This window comes from Legionella saoudiensis, from assembly GCF_001465875.1.
GTDB lineage: Bacteria > Pseudomonadota > Gammaproteobacteria > Legionellales > Legionellaceae > Legionella > Legionella saoudiensis.
In genome coordinates, this window is sequence record NZ_LN901324.1 from 507046 (window position 1) to 527502 (window position 20457).

Consider the following 20457-nt stretch of genomic DNA (forward strand, 5'->3'; position numbering starts at 1 on the left):
AGTCTCATTTTTATATGAGCTTCCCGTTCCCAAAATGTTTATCGGCCAAGGTGATAAAAACTTTAGGAGAAAAATGAAAATTTTTAAAAAAAAATAAAAAAAATGCGTAGTAAAATGAATATGTTGCATTTTGGGGCCTGACAAAAATTATTGAGGATGTTTTGTTTACTTTTATAGAGTTTTATGGTAATCCGCCTAAGGTATTCGCAGTATACGATTTAAGAATATTTTTTTATGTGTATAATATTAGCGAAAAAAACAAGAGATTTTTCCTATACTGGAAAAGGCTGCTTTTTTTATGATTAAGATTCTATAAATAAATGGGTTCCAATTTATGAGTTGGTTAAAAAAATTATTACCATCAAGAGTAAATACTGATACCTCGCAGAAAAAAGGGGTACCTGAAGGTTTATGGCTTAAATGTTCTGGCTGTAATGAAGTTCTATACAGTACCGAACTGACTAAGAATTTAATGGTCTGTCCATCATGCAACTTTCATCATAGAATTTCAGCGCGAGTTCGTATTGGACAGTTTCTTGATGAAGCAGGGCAAGAGGAAATCGCTGCATCTTTAGAACCAGTTGATAGATTGAAATTTAGAGATTCGAAAAAATACAAAGACAGAATTTCTCAAGCTCAAAAAGCTACGGGTGAAAAAGAAGCTTTAATTGTCGTTAAAGGTACACTAATGCAGCAACCCGTAGTGATAAGCGCTTTTGAGTTTAACTTTATGGGCGGCTCAATGGGTGCTACTGTTGGTGAAAAATTTGTACGGGCAATTGCCGTAGCTACAGAAGAGCATCGTCCTTATATTTGTTTTACGGCCAGTGGTGGTGCTCGTATGCAGGAAGGTTTATTTTCGTTAATGCAAATGGCTAAAACCTCAGCCGCATTAGCGAAATTCGCTGAAACTGGGCTTCCATTTATTGTTGTGTTGACAGATCCCACTATGGGGGGGGTATCGGCCAGTTTTGCAAGCTTGGGGGATGTCATTATCGCAGAACCTAATGCCTTAATTGGTTTTGCTGGGCCAAGAGTAATTGAGCAGACTGTACGACAAACTTTGCCGGAAGGTTTTCAACGCAGTGAGTTTCTTTTAGAGCATGGCCATATTGATATGATTGTGCAACGGAAAGAACTGCGTCCGGTAGTTTCTGAATTGGTATCGAAGCTAACGCGCAAAAATTAATCTTGTAGATTATGGTTATCCTCGAAAAGAGAGGCTATTAATATAATTTCCGATTGTCACTCCCGCCAGCGCGGGAAGGACAATATTCTTAATTTGCCGCTTGCAGGAGTATTTTTTGTTAAAGCCTTATAACGAATGGAGCTTAGCTGAATGGTTATCTGATTTGGAAGCGCGCAATATCAATGAAATTCAATTAGGTTTATCGCGAATCCAAATGGTTGCGGAACGATTACAATTACTTAAGCCTAATTGTAAAGTGATTACCGTAGCAGGAACTAATGGAAAAGGGTCTACAGTAACGGCTTTAGAGCACATTTATCATACTGCAAATTATAAAGTAGGAACTTATACCTCTCCCCACCTTATTCAGTTTAATGAGCGTATCCGCATTGGCTTAACTTATATAGCTGATGACACCTTATGCCAGGCCTTCACGTTAATTGAATCAGCACGAGATAATACCGTGTTAACCTATTTTGAATTTATAACGCTTGCGGCATTATGGTATTTCCAAAAAGAGCAGGTGGATATTATTATTTTGGAGGTTGGTTTAGGGGGACGTTTGGATGCGACCAACATTATTGATGCAGATCTTTCTATCATTACTACCATTGATTTAGATCATCAAGATTTTCTAGGAGATACCCTAGAGGCGATTGGTTATGAAAAGGCAGGCATTCTTCGTAGTGGGAAACCATTCATTTATGCTGACGAGAACCCACCTTTAAGTATCGTTAAGGTGGCAACAACATTACCAACTATCTCTTATTATTTAGGGAGGGAATTTTCCTTTGAAGAGGGCGCGCAAACCTGGAGTGTGCAATGTGGTGAAACAAAAATAAATGATTTGCCTAAACCTTCCATACAATTGAAATCAGCGGCAGCAGCAATTACTGCCTCGATTTTATTAGCCCCTAGCCTTCCAATATCCTATGAGCATATACAAAAGGCGATGGAGCGTATTTTTATTCCTGGCCGTTTACAATTGCAAAAGGGTACTATAGATATTCTTTATGATGTATCGCATAATCCGCAGTCTGCAAGGTTATTAGCTAAAACTTTGCAACAATATGGTAAAACAGCTAAGGTTCATGCTGTTTTTTCAGCTCTAAAAGATAAAGATATTCTTGGTTTAATCTTGCCATTAAAGGATCTCGTAGATTATTGGTACCCCGCACAATTAGATGTTAAACGTGCTATTAGCGCCAATTTATTGCTTTCTTATTTTAAGGATGCAGAAATTTTCGTGAAAATTTGTTATAATGAACCACTTCTTGCCTTTAAAACGGCATTAGATCAGGCACAACCAGGTGATTTAATCGTTGTTTATGGGTCATTTTTTACTGTGGGTCATATAATGGCTATCCAGCCTAATTAGGAGGTTCCATGAAACTGGTAATGGATGAAAAATTAAAACATCGTTTAGTAGGCATATCCGTGGTTTTATCATTGGGCGCAATTTTTTTGCCTGCTATGATGAAAAAATCAAGCCAACGTTTAGAAAATAGCCTTAGTGTTAATGTTCAATTACCCCCTAAACCCATTGCTCCAAATGTCGCCGTCACTGATGAAGAGCAAATGTTTAAAACGATTAAAATCGCTAAAGTAAACATTAAATCGGCTGTCTCGCAAAAAACCGTTAAAGAGGATTTTATTGCTTCAGCTCCAGTCCATGAAAAACCAAGTATTCCTGTTGCTAAGATAGAACCAGCACCAGCTGTGATCGAGAAGCCAATTGAACTTGCGTTAAACAATGCAGCGCAAGCTTCGGTACATAAAGAAATTAAAGTAGTTCAGGCTAAAATTGAAAAAAATACGGTAAGATCGATTGAGCCAGTAGCTAAGCCCGCTGCACCAATAGCTAAGCCCGTTCAGGTTGCAGCGCAGCAAGTTATTAAGCCTAAACCAGAAGTTGTTAAACCTAAAATACAGACAAAACCGGTTGTGGCTCAAGCTGTTGTGAGAAAGCCCACGGTGAAACGGGATATTTACGCGTTACAATTGGCATCTTTTTCAAAGTTAGGTAATGCTGAAGCTTTGGTACGTAAATTGCAAGGAAAAGGATATAAAGCGAGTTACACCCGTGTAGCAGGAAGGAATGGGACCATTTACAAAGTATATGTTGGGCATTCTCCAATTCGAGATAATGTAGTTAAATTAAAAACTCAATTGGCAAGTGCAATGCAATTAAATGGATTTGTTGTCAATACTGGAGTTAGTTAGTGATGCAATTGCAATGGATAGATTTAGTTCTTATAGTGATGATCGGGTTATCTACAATAACTGGATTATTTCGTGGGGTAATAAAAGAAGTAATTGCTTTGGGTATTTGGATAGTTGCCATATGGACAGGGTATAACTATTCTCAAAGTTTAACTCCATGGTTATCGCAATTTATATTAAACCAAACAGCTCGAACCGCCGCAGCGTTTATGATTATTGTTATTGGGGTGTTGTTTGGTGGGGCGGTAATTAATTTTATTTTAGGTCTTATGCTTCGCCGTTCGGGTTTGAGCGCCATTGATAAAATTTTGGGAGGGTGCTTTGGCTTTGGCAAAGGCGTTTTAGTGGTGTCATTAATATTAGCTGTATTAAAAATGACGTCCTTACCTTATCAGCCTTATACTCAAAATTCAGTAGTTTGTAATCAATTGCAGCCCGTAGTAAACTGGGTTTCTAGTTATATTCCTATCGTGATTAATCGCATGAAGTCAATGGATGCTGTTTCAGGAAATATAGGTAACATTATCGACTCCATCCCTCATCCATAAAAATCTAATAAAGTCTTAGAGTTAAACTTACCTGGTTGCATTGCAACCAGGTTTTCTTTCTTTATAATATTGATTAATTACTAATAATCGAAAAGAATTTGTGAGCGTGTATTTTCAAGATAAAGCACGTTTTAATAGGATAAATCTCAATCTATGGCAGGATTAATTAATTTCTTATCTTTTCTCGCATTACTGGGAATTATTCCCGTTATTACACTATTCCTGCAATTTCTCTTAGTAGGCATACATGGATTAAAAAACCATTATTCAAAATGTAAAAATTATACTCCGCGGGTGGCAATTATTATTCCGGTGTGGAATGAAGAAGATGTAATTGCTTTCAGTATTGATAGTTTAATGAGCTTGAATTATCCCTATGAATGTTTACGGGTCTATGCCATTGATGACGTCAGTACGGATAAAACGCCGCAAATTCTTGCAGCCAAAAGCCTGGAATATCCAAATCATGTATTTAACGTTCGACGCACAGAAAAAATTGATTTTGGTAAAGCTGCCGTAGTTAATCATGGGTTAAAAACCATTTTAAACGACCCCTGGGCTGAAGCTATTATGATTATTGATGCAGATGTGATGTTTGAAAAAAATACATTGCTAAGAATGACACGGCATTTTGCCGATCCTAAAATAAGTGCGGTAACAGCCTACATCAAGGAAGGACAAAATCCAGGCAATATAATAACCCGCAGTATCGGTTTTGAATATATAGTCTCCCAAGCAGCAACACGGCGCGCACAAAATGTTCTTGGTGTTATGGCGTGTTTAGCTGGAGGGGCGCAATTGCATACAAGAGCGAACATTGAGCAGTTAGGTGGTAAAGTTGATACGTCCACTTTAGTTGAAGATACTTATACAACATTTCAAACCCAACTGAATAACAACAAGGTTCTTTTCGATGGAAATGCAATTGCCATTGCGGAGGAGCCTGGTGATATAAGCAGTTTATGGCGGCAACGCTTTCGTTGGGCAGAAGGAAATATACAGATTATTCGAAAGTTTAAAAAAATATGGTTTCACCCCAAGGCTCCGGGAGGATTAGGAGGCATTTTCTTTGGCTTGATCTGGTTTAGCACGGTTTTAATGCCGATAATTATGATTGGCACATCCGTAGCACTCAATATTCTTTATTTTTTAAATAGTTCCTTATCTTGGCAGTTTTTCCGCATTTTTTCTTTAGTGAGCTTTACTTCTTATTTATTTACCACATTTTATAGTTTTTGCATTGATCCAAAAACTGCGAAACGAGTTTGGTTTGAAGGAATCATGTTCCCAGGGTTAATTTCTTTATTTAACATGCTGGTTGCTGTTTTTCCAGACCATATGACTTGGCTTATTCATCAATATGGCTCTTCAGAATTAACTTATCTTTATGATCATTATTTTCTCCTTTGGGCTAATAGTTGGATTTCTTTGTGTATGTTTTTTGCCTGGATTACCTATCGGTTGGATAGGGCAAATGTTTCCCAAAAAATTACTAGTCCATTACTTTTATTAGTGGGTTATGGCCCCTTACTTTGTGTTATTACCTTAGCTGCGTATCTTATGCAATTCTTTCATCGTGAAATGAAATGGAATAAAACTATAAAAACTGGCAAAGTAGAGGCGAAAAAGAAGTCATTAACGCAAACCTATGATTTTAAAAAAATATTAGCGGCTGATCAGAAAGAAGAGCGTCGTTTATTTTATTATGAAGTATTACTACTTCTGATCTTAATTACTTTTTGTGTGTTACATCGATATTATGGATTCTCATGAATATAACCTGGTCTAGAAACAGCTTAATACTCTTTCTGCTCAGTCAGACTTTTTTACTACGAGCAGAAAATGGACCCTCGGTATGTAATGCCAACCAGGGGCTTGCTTTATTAAACCAAGAAAATCCGCCTTTTGCACAAATTAAAAGCATCCTCACTGTTTGTGATAAAAGTAAGCCTAAAGATATTCAGGTTTTGCTTTTGCATGGCTTGCTCGCCAGAAAAGAGGGTATGAAAAATAATCAGTTTGCGGATGCTATTTTTTGGTTGACGCAGGCCAAAGCCGCTGCACCAGATACAAATGCTATTCCTGCACTAGAATTAGCGGTCACCTATGAATGGTCCAACCAACCTGATAATGCGCAGGTTATTTACGAACAAATTTTGACGAAAAATCCCACCTCTCGTCCTGCATTGCTAGGCCTGGCTCGAACAGCAACAGCAAATAATCATTTAGAGAATGCTCTAAAGATTTATAAAAAATTATTAAGCCAAAACCCTAAAGATGCAGATGCCTTAAATGGGATGGGACGTGTTATGATGGCTTATAAAGAATATGATGAGGCTACTTTTTATTTTAATCGGGTCTTAGCCCTGCAACCCAGTAATGCCGACGCGCAAATTGGTATGAAGCAGGTTAAGGTATTGCAAGAGCAAGTGGCGAAAGTAGACTCTGCTATTGCTCCTATTTTTACCTGTGATCCTGCTCAAGGGCTAAAGCTAGTTAATCAATCTCCTCCTCAATTATTGCTGGTACAACAAATTCTCTTAAATTGTACACGTGAAAAAAATACTGATGCACAAGTATTATTATTGCAGGGCTTAAACGAGCGGGTGCAGAAAAGATATCCCCAAGCTATAGAATGGCTAAAGAAGGCTAAGGATGCAGCTCCAAAAGATAACCCAGTACCAGCATTGGAGCTGGCAGTAACCTATGAATGGACCCATTTTTATTTAACAGCAAAAAATATTTATGAAACACTTTTGGCTGTTCATCCAGATCTACGACCTGCTTTGCTTGGTAAAGCGCGAATTGATTTATGGCAAAAAAATAATATAGATGCCCAGCAAATCTATACTCGCTTGTTACAAAAAAATGCGAATGATGTGGATGCTTTAAATGGTTTAGCGCGTATTCATATGATAGAAAAAAATTATACTCAAGCGCGACAATACTTTGATAAAGTCTTGAGCTTGGAACCAGGAAACGCTGATGCCAAGATCGGTTTGGAGCAGCTGAGCTTAAGTAAACCCGTCAGCCAGCCTTTGCCTAAAATTGCCCCAGTCAAACCTTCTCCTTGTAATACGGCTGAAGGGTTAATGTTAGTTAATGCCAAAAATCTTCGCGTGCAAGAGGTGCAACGTATTCTGAATTATTGCGATAAATTAAAGCCGCATGATTCTCAAGTAGCGTTACTGCATGGCTTATTAGCACGTTCACAAAAAAATTATCCAGAGGCTATACGTTGGTTGGCACGTGCCAAAAACGCTGCGCCAGCTAATGATTCAGTGCCAGCGCAGGAATTGGCATTAACCTACGAATGGTCTTTGCAATTGAAAAAAGCGCAAGCAGAATATCAAGAGCTATTGGCTAAAAATCCCAAATCTCGCCCAGCATTACTAGGGTCGGCACGTGTGGAAGCAGCACAATACCATATTCACATTGCAGATTTAATTTATAATCAATTGCTGACCACCAACCCTAAAGATGTGGATGCCCTAAATGGCATGGGGCGTTTGCAGATGACTAATAAAAAATTTAAACAGGCCCGCGCTTATTTTAATCAAGCTTTACAGTTTAGCCCTAAAAATAATGATTCATTAATGGGCTTAGAGCAACTTAATAATTCTACACGTTATATGGCCAGCTTTAATCAAGGACAGTATCGAGTTCTTAACAAACAAGCAAATAGTAGTGTGCTTTATGGTTATAGTGATATTAACGCAACGGACAGAGTTATTGGAATTGCCACCCATAACAGCCAACAATTGAATTTGGATTTGACGGTTGAGCCAACAATTTTGCCGAATAATAGTATTTTTCTTGCATACCAGCGCCAACTGCCAGGTAAATACGGTTGGGGAATTAGCTATGATTTCCGACAACATAACAACTTACCTATTGAATCACGTGTGGGTGGGACGGGTAATGTTTATTTGCTTAACTCCTTACAATGGTTTGGAGGCTTTTGGGCGGGCTTTCCCTCGCCCTGGAATAATCAACTGTACTTTTCAGGCTTAACCTACTATACCTCGCTTCCTTTTAACATCAGTGCAACCGGGTTTTGGGCTAACCAACAGATAGGGGGACAAACAGCAACCTATACTGTTGATTTAAGCAAAGAATTAGCAAATTCAGCATTTTATGATCTCGGTGTTTCCTACAATACAACACAAAAATTTTGGGGGTATCATGGACGGATTATTTGGCCCACTTTTAGACATCAAGCACTTGAGGGAGCTGTAGAGCATTACCAACTTAATAATATAACCATTTTCAGTGTGGGCTGGCGGGTGTATTGGGGTTAATGGGCATCTTAACAAGGAATAAGCTAAACTGAAATTAGCATTGCAATGAGGGAAAAATAATGAAAATTTTGCTTACAGGAGCAGGTGGTGCGGCTGCAATTAGTGTATGGAAAAGCCTTAACCTGGAGCATGAGCTTTTTATGGCCGACATTGATCCTTGTGCGGCGGGATTATATTTAGTTCCACCTGAACGCAGATTGATTATTCCTCGTGGCAATGCCCCGCAATTTCCATCTACCTTACTTCAAGAATGTCACAAACGACACATTGAATTACTTATTCCTACTGTAGATTTTGAACTAACTCATTTGGCATTACAAGAAAAACAATTTACAGAGCACGGTATTAAAATGCCACTTAGCTCCGTAGAAGCATTAGAACGCTGCCGTGACAAATACTCGCTGTTAACTTATTGTCAAAGTACGGGTCATACCCCAGAATTTGTTCTGTACACACCGGAGCTTGATTTAGCCCAATGGCAATTTCCTTGCTTCGCCAAACCACGTTGTGGTGCGGGCTCAAATGGCGCGATGACAATTAATCGTGTAGAAGAGCTCAAGATGTTGCCTGATGATGGCAGTTATTTGCTCCAGGAATTGCTTCCTGGGGATGAGTATTCTGTAGATATCTATATTCATAGCACAGGCCAACCGGTAGCTGCTGTCCCGCGTTTACGTATGAAAATTGATTCAGGTATCGCCGTTGCTGCCCGAACTTGTATTAATCCGCAATTATCCATGATGGCCCTAGACATTGCTCAAAAGGCAGGAATTACTTATGTTGCTAACGTTCAATTTAAAGCTGATGCAAATGGACAATTTAAGTTATTAGAAATTAATCCGCGTTTTCCTGGAACCTTACCCTTAACAGCGGCTGCCGGGATCGATATACCGCAATTATTAATTGACGATATATTAAAAAAACCTATGGCTAAAGATTTATTACCCTTTAAAGAGTTAATGGTTGTGCGTTACTGGGAGGAACAATTTATCAGCCCTGATGAATGGAGAGCATTATGTCCCTAAGGTTATGGTTAATTAGACATGGAGAAAGCCATGTAAATGCTGGAGTCTGGCATGCTAATCCTAATGAAGCAGTTTTAACTGCGCTGGGTGAAGAACAGGCACAACAAGTAGCTGCAGAAATTAATGAAGCCCCAACGTTAATCATTACCTCACCCTTATCCCGCGCCCAACAAAGCGCAGAGTACATTATGCAACGTTGGCCTCAATCACCAACGACTATTTGGCCTATCCAAGAAATAGTTTATTTATCTGCAGAAAAGATGGGACGATTAAGTCCAAAAGAGCGAAAGCAGCGCGTTAATGAGTACTGGCAGAGAAGCGACCCTTTTTATTGTGATGGGGATAACGCTGAATCATTTGCTTCATTTTTACAGCGAGTCATTAGTTTTCATGAGCAAATAGTAAATCATCAGGGGTTACTCGTTGTGGTTGGTCATGGCCAGTTTTTTAAAGCATATCAATTAGGATTAACTCATGGGTTTAAAATCAGTTCAGACTGGATGCGCTTATTCCGGCAACAAGAGACGATGAATCCTATAAAGAACAGTGAATTATTGCGATTAGAGTTTTAGGTACATGAGCAGGACAGCTCTTTTAATAAGTTATTCAAGATAAATTATTTTTTTCTCCTATACTTATCATATAACTGCTTAAAATTTTTGACATTTGAGTACGCTATGGATAGACAACTTTATAAAATTTTACTTATAGAACCTGATCTTAGGGTTGCTCGTAGCATTTTAAATTGGTTACACAATAAAGCGGAAATAACCCATGTATTAGATGCGGATGCCTGCAAAAGAAAAGTGATGCTTACTGATTGGGATCTGGTCATTACTGATATGAACTCCCCTGAAATGGATGATCTAGATATTACCATCATGGTAAAAAAAGCAAATCCAGAAACTTCCTTACTTATTGTTACAGAAGATAAAAAGGTAGATTTTATTATTTCTGCCATGCAAAACCATGCTGATGGTTTATTTTTTAAGCCCTTGCAAGAACATGAGTTCGTCTCTAAAGCCTTAAATCTAGCAGAAGAATCAAGAAACAGACGTTCCAAAGGGAAAAAAATAGTACTCGCTATAGGGGCTCATCCTGATGACGTAGAGTTTGGTTGTGCGGGTACTTTAGCAAAGCATCGTGCCGATGGGGATTCACTCAATATTCTTACTTTAAGTATGGGAGAGGTTGGAGGGGATTCATTAACTCGAAGACAAGAATCCCAGAAAGCGGCTGAGATGCAAAATGCGCAATTATTTATGGGAAATTTTATTGATACAGACATTACTCATTCATCCACTACCATTCAGTTTATTGAGAAAATAGTGGAAGAAGTACAACCTACACATATTTACACACACTCATTTCATGATAGTCATCAGGATCATCGCAGTACCTATCAAGCCACAATCACTGCATGTAGAAAAATCCCTAATTTATATTGTTACTTATCCCCATCAGGTACAGTAGATTTTAAGCCTAATGTATTTATTAATATTGATAAACTTATTGAGGTTAAATTGCTAGTCTTAGGCGCCTTTTCAAGCCAAATGAGTATTCGTCCTTATTTAGAACCAGACTTGATTAAAGCAACTGCACGCTATTGGGGACGTTTTAGTAATTATCACCTGGTTGAACCCATGGAGGTTATTAAAGGACACTCCTAACGTGATATAGGTAAGTATAAGTTGCTTCCTAAGTCTTTAGTGATACAGTCCCTCGTCTTTAATATAGTCATTTACTTCTTTAGGTATTTTGCATTCTACGTCCTTACCCATTTTAATCTTTTCTCGAATCCTCGTTGAAGATATTTCATAATTTCCGGCATCAAACATCACAACAGTACCTGCTTTATGCTTCAAGAGGTCAGTTTTTTTATTACATTGATATTTAACTAAGAATTGGTGCATTAACTTAGGAATTTGATGGTGAACAAATTCATTACGATTGATTACAAGAATGTTCGCCAAAGTAATTAGCTTTTCCCATTGATGCCACTTTGGTAATGAAATAAACGAATCATAACCAATAATTAATGTGATTGAGGCATTGGGAAATTCATCTCTAAAACTCTGTAATGTTTCAACCATATAGGAGGGGGTATTGCGCTCTATTTCCCGTAAATCCAATTTAAAATAAGGATAGGCCTTTATGGCTAACCTAATCATATTGATGCGTTGTTTGTTGCTGGCAACAGCTGTTGGTTTTAAGGTGGGTACTTTACATGGTAAAAAAAAATAGGTGTCAAATTTAAAAAATGATTGGATCGTTAAACTTGTTTGTAAATGCCCATTATGAATTGGGTCAAAGGTACCACCAAAAATTGCTATATGCTGCATGTGTCACCTATTAATTTTCCCAGGCATAGTGAAAGGGCTAGATTCTCCAGTGCATTCCATATTTGGTTACTAAAACTTGATTTAATGCGCTCATCGATTAGATAGCAATACTGGTGCAGTCGTTGGAGTTCCGTGCTAGTTAATCGTTTGCTGGCGGCTTGATAGTGGCTAAAACGTTGAGGCCATATTTTAAGCTGGCTGCAGGCACTTTTAATATCTACCTGTTGGTGCAACAAATGAGACAGTTGAAGCAGGAGTCTTACTTCTTGGGCAAGCATCCACAATACTAACGTCGCCTCTGTTTTATTGTTGGCGGCATGTCTTAAAATGGGAATAGCTTGCGTAGCCTGACCTAGAAGACAGGCTTCAGTTAATTCAAATAAATCATGGTCACATTGATCGGATAAATGTTCTTGGGCTTGCTGCACACTAATCTTATCATTTGGTGCATAAGTTAAAACCAACTTCTCAATGACTTGTGCGCAAGCCAGCATGTTACCTTGAGTATAATGATGAATAACATCGGGCACTAAGGGATCGAAGGTAAATGTATTAGCTCGTAGCTGATTTGCAATCCAACTTTTCATGTTTGCTGGATTTAAAGGGTATGCTACTGAAAGAATAGCTTGCTCGTGAGAGGCTAACCATTGCAGTTGTTTTGCGGGTATATTAGGAGCGCGAATAATAATAAAGCAACGCGTATTAATTGAGTTTAAATAATTAGTAAGAATCTTTTTGCCAGTGGCATCCAGCGATTTTTTATCAAAATAAATATTTAATAAAACGGCATCAGAAAATAAGGAGTAGCTATTGGCTTCTTCCTGGACATTATTCCAGTCTTCTGCAGATTGAATGGTGATGACTTTCTCATCATATTCATAATTTTTTTTAATTGCTGCTTTTATCACACCTAATGAGTTATCAAGAAGGTAAGTATCCTGTCCAACCAGCATATAGAATGGGGCAATTTTTTTTTGTACCTGCTGAGCAAGCATTTGCTGTTTAATTTGCATGGTATTTCACTAGTTAATTAACAGGCTGAATTCCATTGACATTTAGTTCTACATCACGATGACTGAGCTGGTTAAGCAGTTGGATGGCAGCATCTTGCTTCATTTCACTTATTAATATGGCCTCTTCATCGGTAGAGCCCAAAATACGATCATTATTTATGGTAATTTGACGCGTGACTTGCACTTGTTTAGGTACTTTTAGTATTTTTCCCTTGCGGGTTTGCAGCATAAACTCAATGAGTAAGGTGACTGTAAATTGTCTGGGATTGGTACTTGCGCCAACACTAATGATTTGACGCGAAATAAGCTCACGATTGATGACTAGCCAATATTTAGCTAGAGCTGGATCTGATTCCACATGAACATTATATCCTTCTAGTTGCGCTTGAAGTATTGCAATAAGTTCCTTATCTTGCTCTTTAGTAACAATTGCAACATCATTGAGCCAACTTGGAATATTCAGCATACCACGAAGGTGAAAGCCGCATGCGCAGAGCATGAGGCTTAGCATTAATGGTATGAATAATTTTTTCATTAGGCAACAACCAGGTTAATTAATTGCCGATGGGCTACAACAATTGCTTTTTTAACAGTTTTATCAGCGATAAAGTCATGAGCATGCTCTTTCGCTGCTTCGATAAGAGCATCTTCAGCCGCATCAACGCTTGCTGTAAATTGGGCTCTTAGCTTACCGTTAACCTGAACTACAAAATCAACTTCTTCAGTCTTTAATGCCCCTTTATCAACTCTAGGCCAATTAGCATCAATGATTGCCTTTTCAAAACCTAATTGCTGCCATAAATGGTGGGTAATATGAGGGGTAATTGGTGCAAGCAAGCGTAACAAAATACTCATGCTGGAGTGAATAAAGAATTTATCCTCTTCAGTTTCTATTGAGTATGCGGAAATTTCATTAAATAGCTTCATGCAACCAGATACAACTGTATTAAATTGATTTCGGTCATAGTCATGAGTTGCTTGAGCAAGAATCTGATGCACCACATGCCGTGATTTTTTCAAACGACTATCGGCTTGTTGCCAATTCACATGCCCATTGCCGCCTAGAATAATATCATTAATATCAACGAACATATTCATGTGCTGGTATGCATAAGCCCATACTCGTTTTAAGAAACGGTGAGCTCCTTCAACCCCAGCATCAGACCATTCGAGCGATTGTTCCGGAGGCGAGGCGAACATAACAAATAAACGCGCTGTATCTGCACCATAAGTGTCAATGAGTTGGTTAGGATCAACAATATTACCAACAGACTTAGACATTTTATGACCGTCTTTTAATACCATACCTTGAGTCAATAAGGCTTTAAATGGCTCATCGGAATTTACTAAGCCTTCATCGCGCATCAGCTTATGGAAAAAGCGAGCATAAAGTAAATGCATCACTGCATGCTCAATCCCGCCCACATATTGGTCTACAGGAGTCCAATATTTAGCACGATCATCTAACATAGCATTTTCTTGGCCTTTACATGCAAAACGTGCGTAATACCAGGATGACTCAACGAAGGTGTCAAATGTATCGGTTTCGCGAGTAGCGTCCTGTCCACATTTGGGGCAGGGTACATTAACGAACTCGGGGCATTGGGCTAAGGGTGAGCCTGTGCCTGTAAATGATACGTTCTCAGGTAAAACTACCGGTAAATCAGAGTCTGGAACTGGGACAGTGCCACATTGCTCACAGAGAATCATTGGTATTGGGGTACCCCAGTATCTTTGTCTGGAAACGCCCCAATCACGTAAGCGATAATTAATGGTTGCCTTACCCGCATCATTCTCTTCAAGGAAGTGGGTAATGGTTGAAATAGCTGTAGTTGAATCTATCCCATCAAACTGGCCTGAGTTAATTAGGGTACCTTCGCCGGTGTATGCTGATTTTTTAAAATCATGATCTGCATCGCCAGCAGGCTTAATTACTTGTTTGATTGGCAGATTATATTTTTGCGCAAATTCCCAATCTCTTTGATCGTGAGCAGGAACGGACATTACCGCCCCAGAACCGTATTGCATTAATACGAAATTGGCGATCCAAATCGGAAGTTCTTCGCCGGTAATTGGATGAACTGCGGTCATGCCTGTTGCAATTCCACGTTTTTCCATGGTAGCCAGTTCTGCTTCTGCCATTTTGGTGCCTTGGCAGCTAACAATAAAATCGGCTACTTCTTGGCTGTTCGTTGCTGCTTCTTTCGCAATAGGGTGGTCGCTGGCAACTGCAAGATAGGTTGCGCCCATTAATGTATCAGGACGAGTAGTATAGATTTTCAACCGCTTGGGATAGTTATTAACGTTGAAATGGATTTCTGTACCTGTGGAGCGGCCAATCCAGTTACGCTGCATTTGTTTTACTTGAGCAGGCCACTCATCTAAAGTATCTAGTGAACTTAATAATTCATCGGCATAGGCGGTGATTTTAATAAACCACTGAGAAATTTCTTTGCGTTCAACTAGGGCACCAGAACGCCAACCGCGGCCATCAACTACTTGCTCATTTGCAAGAACAGTTTGATCTACGGGATCCCAGTTAACTACAGCATTTTTTTTGTAAACTAAACCTTTCTCATATAGGCGAATAAAGAACCATTGCTCCCAACGATAGTATTCCGGCGCACAAGTGCAAATTTCACGACGCCAATCATAAGCATTGCCTAAACGCAAGAATTGCTTCTTCATCGATTCAATATTCTGTTTAGTCCATACTGCAGGATGGATGCCATTTTTTATCGCAGCATTCTCGGCAGGTAGGCCAAAAGCGTCCCAACCAATTGGTTGCAGTACGTTTTTCCCTAAGGCCCTCTGGTAACGTGCAATTACATCACCAATGGTGTAATTACGGACGTGCCCCATATGTAACGTTCCACTGGGGTAGGGAAACATGGATAAACAATAAAATTTCTCTTTGTTTAAGTCTTCAGAAACATTGAAAGACTGTTTTTTATGCCAATACTGTTGAGCTTGTTCCTCAACTTCTTGTGGTATATAGGTATTATCCATGGTTCAATATTATTTAATAAGTAACTTTAAGATCGCTAAGGATAACTCCTCTTGTGCTTGCCAGCAATAGAAAATCGGGCTGCCGCATGCATAAAAATTTCTTGACATTTTATAGGCATCACGTTAGGACTGGCCAAAAGGGCGGCTATCTTTAATTCTCGGCGAGTCACGATTTCAAGTTAGAGAAGGCCTGGAAGTTAAATTTGGAAATTATTGCTTAACTATAGGCCCATAGCGCGGTCTGAAGTTTCTTAATTTACCAGAAAGCATTAAAAAACTTCACTCTAAGGCATCATGGAGTTACGCCTTTTGCCGAAACCACATCAATAAAGTAAATGATAGAAATACCGCACAAAAGATAAACGCCGGCATTTCACTCCATCTAATCCAAGGAGTTACTCCTACCGCCGGGTAAACGCTACCTTGTAAAATCCCAGCGCTAAAGGGTGGAAGCATTTCGGTTATCTCGCCATTGGCATTAATTACAGAAGAGAGTCCATCATTATTTACTACAACCTGATAGCGGCCGGTAAGAACTGATAAAATCTGGGCCATTTGTAGTTGTTGATAGCTAGCCAGGGAGTGGCCAAACCATCCATTATCACTGATAGAAACAATCCACTGAGCCTCTGGCATTTGCATTCTCAGGATATAAGGATAGGCAATTTCATAACAAATAAGGCTTGCAATCGGGTGGTTCGCTATTTTAACCAGTGATTGGTGGATTTTTCCTGGAACGAGATTAGCATCTGGCAAATTAAACCAACGATTAATCGTCTGCAAGGGTTTGGGAATATATTCGCCAAAAGGAACAAGTTGTCTTTTTAATACTTTTCCTTTTCCTAATCCTAAGGTAATGACCGAATTATAGTAATTAGCTTCACTATCATTGGTAGGTTGTAATATGCCTAACATAAGGGCACTATTTGCTTTGATTGCCTTATCATTGAGGTTATGCAAGTACTTATCCAAATAGCTTGCGGGCAGTGGTAGTGCGGATTCTGGTAAAATAATTAATTGCTTACCCAAAAGCTTATTAATTGCCTGCTCATAGTGTTTTAACATATTCCAAAACAAGGCTTCATCCCATTTATCACGCATGGATAAGTTAGCCTGGACTCCTCCAATAGTGATGGGGTCTTTTTGTATTTGTGTCCAATTAATATTTTTGAATGCAAAAGGGCTAAGCATCATTAGAATAAAGACAACCACGTAGAGAGAGCGTTTTTTGGAGTGCTCCTCCTGCACTGTAAGCACCAAAAAAGCTGAAAGAAAGGCACAAACTAAGCTTAAGCCATAAATCCCTAAAAGAGGAATTAGGTATTTAATTGGTGTATCAATCAGAACGGTACCCACAAATAGCCAAGGAAAGCCACTAAATAAAGTCGCTCTAAGGTATTCACTGATACACCATAAAACAGCAAAAAGCACAGCAGATAATAATTTACCGTGTTTGAATTCAAGAATTTTGAAGGAATAAGCAACCAGTGCCGGGAAAAGTGACAAATACATAATAAAAATTAAAGTCACTAGCCCAGAAAGAAAATAATTTAACTGGCCATAGTCATGAATACTGACAATAACCCAGGACACGCCTAGGCCGAAGTAGCCTATCCCATAAAAAAAACCGAGGTATGCGCTTTGTTTCTTAGAACAATTTTTTAAACTTGCATATAAGAAGGCCAGGCTTAGAATCGTTAATCCAGGCATGTGAAAGGGAGCAAAACCCAATGCCGCTACCAGCCCTAGAATGAGCATCAATAAATATTTAATGTAGCCAATACGTATGGAACTACTTAGTGGGATGGAATTGGCTAAAGCAGTTTGCTTCATATGCTGTCATAAAATTGGAAAATCATAAGATAAATGAGTACTGTTTTCAGGTCAAGAAATTTGAAAAAGCTATTTTGAATATAGATTAACACGGCTCACTTTGCAATTAGCAAGTTTTTGTGTAGGATGATCCCCGACTTACAATGGAGAGGGATTTATATGTACAATGTCATGATTACGGGTGCAGGGAAAATTGGTAGTTTAATTGCCTGTTTATTAACGGAAAGCGGCTCTTATCAAGTCCATTTAGTCGATGTTGATTTTAATGGGTCTGATGTAAAGCGATTACTCAGTGCTTTACCCAAAGTAAAAACAGTAGCTTTAGACGTTACCGATGAACAAGCCACAAAAGCCTATATGGAAAAGAATAATATTGTGGCGGTTATTTCAAGTTTACCTTATTTCTTAAACACACATGTTGCCTCAGCAGCCAAAGCAGCTGGAGCTAATTATTTTGACTTAACTGAAGATACGTCTGTTACTGACGCAGTAAAAGCAATTGCTAAAAATGCTGAAACTGCCTTCGTTCCTCAATGTGGATTAGCCCCAGGGTTCATTAGTATTGCGGCAAATAGCCTTATGCAAGAATTTGAAGAGTGCCACCATGTTAAAATGCGTGTAGGCGCATTGCCTCAAAATGCAAATAATGCATTGCATTACTCACTAACCTGGTCTACTGATGGGGTAATCAATGAGTACGGAAATCTTTGCTATGGTATTAAATATGGCAAGGAAGTTACCTTATCTCCTTTAGAAGGTTTAGAGGCGATTCAAATTGATGGTTGTGAGTATGAAGCATTTAATACTTCGGGTGGTTTAGGTAGTTTGGCAGAGTTATATGCTGGCAAAGTGCAAACTATGAACTACAAAACAATGCGCTATCCTGGGCATTGTCAAAAAATGAAGTTCTTAATGAATGACTTACGCTTAAATGAAGATAGAGCAACCTTAAAGCGTATTTTAGAAAATGCCATTCCCAAGACTTATCAAGATCTAGTCATCGTTTATGTTACTGTCGAAGGGATGAAACGTGGTGAGCTGACTGAAAAGAACTACGTGAAGAAAATATACCCACAAGTTATTGCAGGATTAGAATGGTCTGCAATTCAAGTAAGTACCGCCTCTGGTGTTTGTGCCGTAGTTGACCTGGTATTAGGACAAGCTAATGAATACAAAGGCCTGGTTTATCAAGAAAACTTCCAATTATCGGCAGTATTAGAAAACCGTTTTGGTCGTTATTACGCTTAAGGCAACAACGTAACCCCTATTAGACGAAGTCCTAATATGGGTATCAGTGCCACAATATTCCCGTATTAGGACTTTGTCTAATACGGGCTACAAATTTAAGTCAATCCCGTTTTATCCTATATAAAAAGTTTTCAAGGAGTTATACATGGAATTATTAAGGCAATTACACATTCAAGATACCAATGCCGGAGCTTTTAGTGGCCAAGGCTGGCAGAGCACGGTCCATGCAGATACTTTTTCCTCTTTTTGCCCAACTAATAATGAAAAGCTCGCTGAAGTTGCTTCTTGCACTATGGATGATTATGAACAAGTGATGATTCGTGCACAAAGTGCTGCTCAAGCCTGGAGAATGGTTCCCGCTCCAAAGCGTGGGGAAATCATTAGACAAATCGGCCAAATTCTCCGTGAGAAAAAAGATTTACTTGGAAGCCTGGTTTCTTTAGAAATGGGTAAATCGAAACAAGAAGGGGATGGTGAAGTTCAGGAAATGATTGATATTGCGGACTTTGCAGTAGGCCAGTCACGCATGCTTTATGGTAATTCCATGCATTCTGAGCGCCCTAATCATAGAATGTATGAGCAATGGCACCCTTATGGTATTGTTGGTGTTATTTCTGCCTTTAATTTTCCGGTGGCTGTTTGGGCTTGGAATGCTTTTTTGTCTGCCATCTGTGGGAATGTGACTCTATGGAAACCTTCTGAAAAGACGCCACTTTGTGCGATAGCAGTTCAGCATCTATGTAATCAAGTTTTAAAAGCAAACAACTGCCCAGAAATTTTTAGTTTAATCATTCCACAAGGACATGCGGTAATCGACGCAATGGTTAATGATAAGCGTATTCCTTTAATTTCTTTTACAGGTTCCACCGCTGTAGGAAAACAAGTTGCTGCAAAAGTTGCCGCCCGCTTAGGGAAGACTATTTTAGAGTTGGGTGGTAATAATGCCATCATTCTTGATGAATCAGCGGATTTACACTTGGCAATTCCAGCGATTGTTTTTGGTGCTGTGGGAACAGCTGGTCAACGATGTACTACCACACGACGTTTATTTGTTCATGAGTCGCAGTACGATTTTATTATTGAAAAACTGCGCTCTGCCTATGAGCAAATAACAATCGGTGATCCTTTAGATACTCATAATTTAATGGGCCCTTTAATTGACAAACACGCAGTAGAGCAGTTTAAAAAGACGGTTGCCCGTGTTAAAGAGGCTGGAGGTAAAGTCGTATTTGGTGGCGAGGCTTTGAATCAATCGGGCTCTTTTGTACAACCAACTTTGGTTTGTAATGTAAAAAATGATTGGGATGTTGTGCAAGAAGAGACTTTTGCGCCTATCTTATATGTGATGTCGTATCGTTCTTTAGATGAAGTGATTGAGATGCATAATAATGTTCCTCAAGGTTTATCTTCTGCAATGTTTACTCAAAACTTAAAGCATGCAGAGCGCTTTTTAAGTGCTTGGGGTAGTGACTGTGGGATCGCAAACATCAATATAGGTACTTCCGGAGCTGAGATTGGCGGTGCCTTTGGTGGGGAAAAAGATACGGGTGGGGGGCGTGAGTCGGGTTCAGACTCTTGGAAGGCTTACATGCGCCGTCAAACCAACACGATTAACTGGGGTAATGAGTTGCCATTAGCTCAGGGTATTAAATTTAATCTATCTTAAATTATTGGTCCTGCTGCGCAGGGCCTTGAGTGTGAATGATATTCATTAATTAATGAGGGA

General features: G+C 39.1%; 16 protein-coding genes. 11 read left to right on the forward strand and 5 right to left on the reverse strand.

From position 1 onward, the window contains the following. Positions 1 to 334: 334 nt before the first annotated feature. The 9 genes from accD to BN3124_RS11275 all read left to right on the forward strand — a co-directional run bounded on the left by accD (position 335) and on the right by BN3124_RS11275 (position 10956). Positions 335 to 1189, forward strand: coding sequence for an acetyl-CoA carboxylase, carboxyltransferase subunit beta (gene accD / locus BN3124_RS11235; RefSeq protein ID WP_058534891.1), 855 nt, complete (start codon positions 335 to 337; stop codon positions 1187 to 1189). 115 nt (positions 1190 to 1304) lie between these two features. After that, positions 1305 to 2567, forward strand: a complete 1263-nt coding sequence (gene folC, locus BN3124_RS11240) for a bifunctional tetrahydrofolate synthase/dihydrofolate synthase (RefSeq protein WP_149865255.1) — start codon at positions 1305 to 1307, stop codon at positions 2565 to 2567. Between the two features lie 8 nt (positions 2568 to 2575). After that, positions 2576 to 3412, forward strand: a complete 837-nt coding sequence (locus BN3124_RS11245) for an SPOR domain-containing protein (protein WP_058534892.1) — start codon at positions 2576 to 2578, stop codon at positions 3410 to 3412. A gap of 2 nt (positions 3413 to 3414) precedes the next feature. Then, the gene (locus tag BN3124_RS11250) at positions 3415 to 3960 is read left to right on the forward strand and encodes a CvpA family protein (protein ID WP_058534893.1); all 546 of its coding nucleotides are present in this window, start codon (positions 3415 to 3417) and stop codon (positions 3958 to 3960) included. Between the two features lie 153 nt (positions 3961 to 4113). Beyond that, complete coding sequence (locus BN3124_RS11255; protein ID WP_058534894.1) at positions 4114 to 5733, forward strand: glycosyltransferase family 2 protein; 1620 nt, start codon at positions 4114 to 4116, stop codon at positions 5731 to 5733. After that, on the forward strand, positions 5730 to 8261 hold the full coding sequence (locus BN3124_RS11260; RefSeq protein ID WP_058534895.1) for a tetratricopeptide repeat protein: 2532 nt from the start codon (positions 5730 to 5732) through the stop codon (positions 8259 to 8261). Before BN3124_RS11255 ends, BN3124_RS11260 begins: the two co-directional genes overlap by 4 nt. A gap of 59 nt (positions 8262 to 8320) precedes the next feature. Continuing rightward, positions 8321 to 9286 carry an ATP-grasp domain-containing protein gene (locus BN3124_RS11265; RefSeq protein ID WP_058534896.1) on the forward strand — a complete coding sequence of 322 codons (966 nt, stop codon included), beginning with the start codon at positions 8321 to 8323 and terminating at the stop codon, positions 9284 to 9286. Further along, entirely contained in the window at positions 9277 to 9858 is a 582-nt protein-coding gene (locus BN3124_RS11270; RefSeq protein WP_058534897.1) for a histidine phosphatase family protein, read from the forward strand. The genes BN3124_RS11265 and BN3124_RS11270 overlap by 10 nt, the downstream gene beginning before the upstream one ends. Before the next feature lie 105 nt (positions 9859 to 9963). Next, on the forward strand, positions 9964 to 10956 hold the full coding sequence (locus BN3124_RS11275) for a PIG-L family deacetylase (protein WP_058534898.1): 993 nt from the start codon (positions 9964 to 9966) through the stop codon (positions 10954 to 10956). A gap of 36 nt (positions 10957 to 10992) precedes the next feature. On the opposite strand, the gene nadD is transcribed toward BN3124_RS11275, so the two are convergent. The 5 genes from nadD to lnt form a co-directional block, all read right to left on the reverse strand. Beyond that, positions 10993 to 11628 (reverse strand): nicotinate-nucleotide adenylyltransferase, encoded by a 636-nt coding sequence (gene nadD / locus BN3124_RS11280; protein WP_058534899.1) that lies wholly within the window; start codon positions 11626 to 11628, stop codon positions 10993 to 10995. Next, positions 11616 to 12641, reverse strand: a complete 1026-nt coding sequence (holA, locus tag BN3124_RS11285; protein ID WP_058534900.1) for a DNA polymerase III subunit delta — start codon at positions 12639 to 12641, stop codon at positions 11616 to 11618. The genes nadD and holA overlap by 13 nt, the downstream gene beginning before the upstream one ends. A gap of 13 nt (positions 12642 to 12654) precedes the next feature. Further along, positions 12655 to 13176, reverse strand: coding sequence for an LPS-assembly lipoprotein LptE (locus BN3124_RS11290; RefSeq protein ID WP_058534901.1), 522 nt, complete (start codon positions 13174 to 13176; stop codon positions 12655 to 12657). Then, positions 13176 to 15650, reverse strand: a complete 2475-nt coding sequence (leuS, locus tag BN3124_RS11295) for a leucine--tRNA ligase (RefSeq protein WP_058534902.1) — start codon at positions 15648 to 15650, stop codon at positions 13176 to 13178. Before leuS ends, BN3124_RS11290 begins: the two co-directional genes overlap by 1 nt. Before the next feature lie 300 nt (positions 15651 to 15950). Further along, positions 15951 to 17483: an apolipoprotein N-acyltransferase gene (gene lnt / locus BN3124_RS11300; protein ID WP_058534903.1), complete on the reverse strand. Its 1533-nt coding sequence runs from the start codon at positions 17481 to 17483 to the stop codon at positions 15951 to 15953. 159 nt (positions 17484 to 17642) lie between these two features. Here lnt and BN3124_RS11305 point away from each other — a divergent pair, with 159 nt between their 5' ends. Both BN3124_RS11305 and amaB read left to right on the forward strand, forming a co-directional pair. Beyond that, positions 17643 to 18731, forward strand: coding sequence for a saccharopine dehydrogenase family protein (locus BN3124_RS11305; RefSeq protein ID WP_058534904.1), 1089 nt, complete (start codon positions 17643 to 17645; stop codon positions 18729 to 18731). A 145-nt stretch (positions 18732 to 18876) separates the two neighbouring features. Further along, positions 18877 to 20397 (forward strand): L-piperidine-6-carboxylate dehydrogenase, encoded by a 1521-nt coding sequence (gene amaB, locus BN3124_RS11310; protein WP_058534905.1) that lies wholly within the window; start codon positions 18877 to 18879, stop codon positions 20395 to 20397. Positions 20398 to 20457 lie beyond the last annotated feature (60 nt).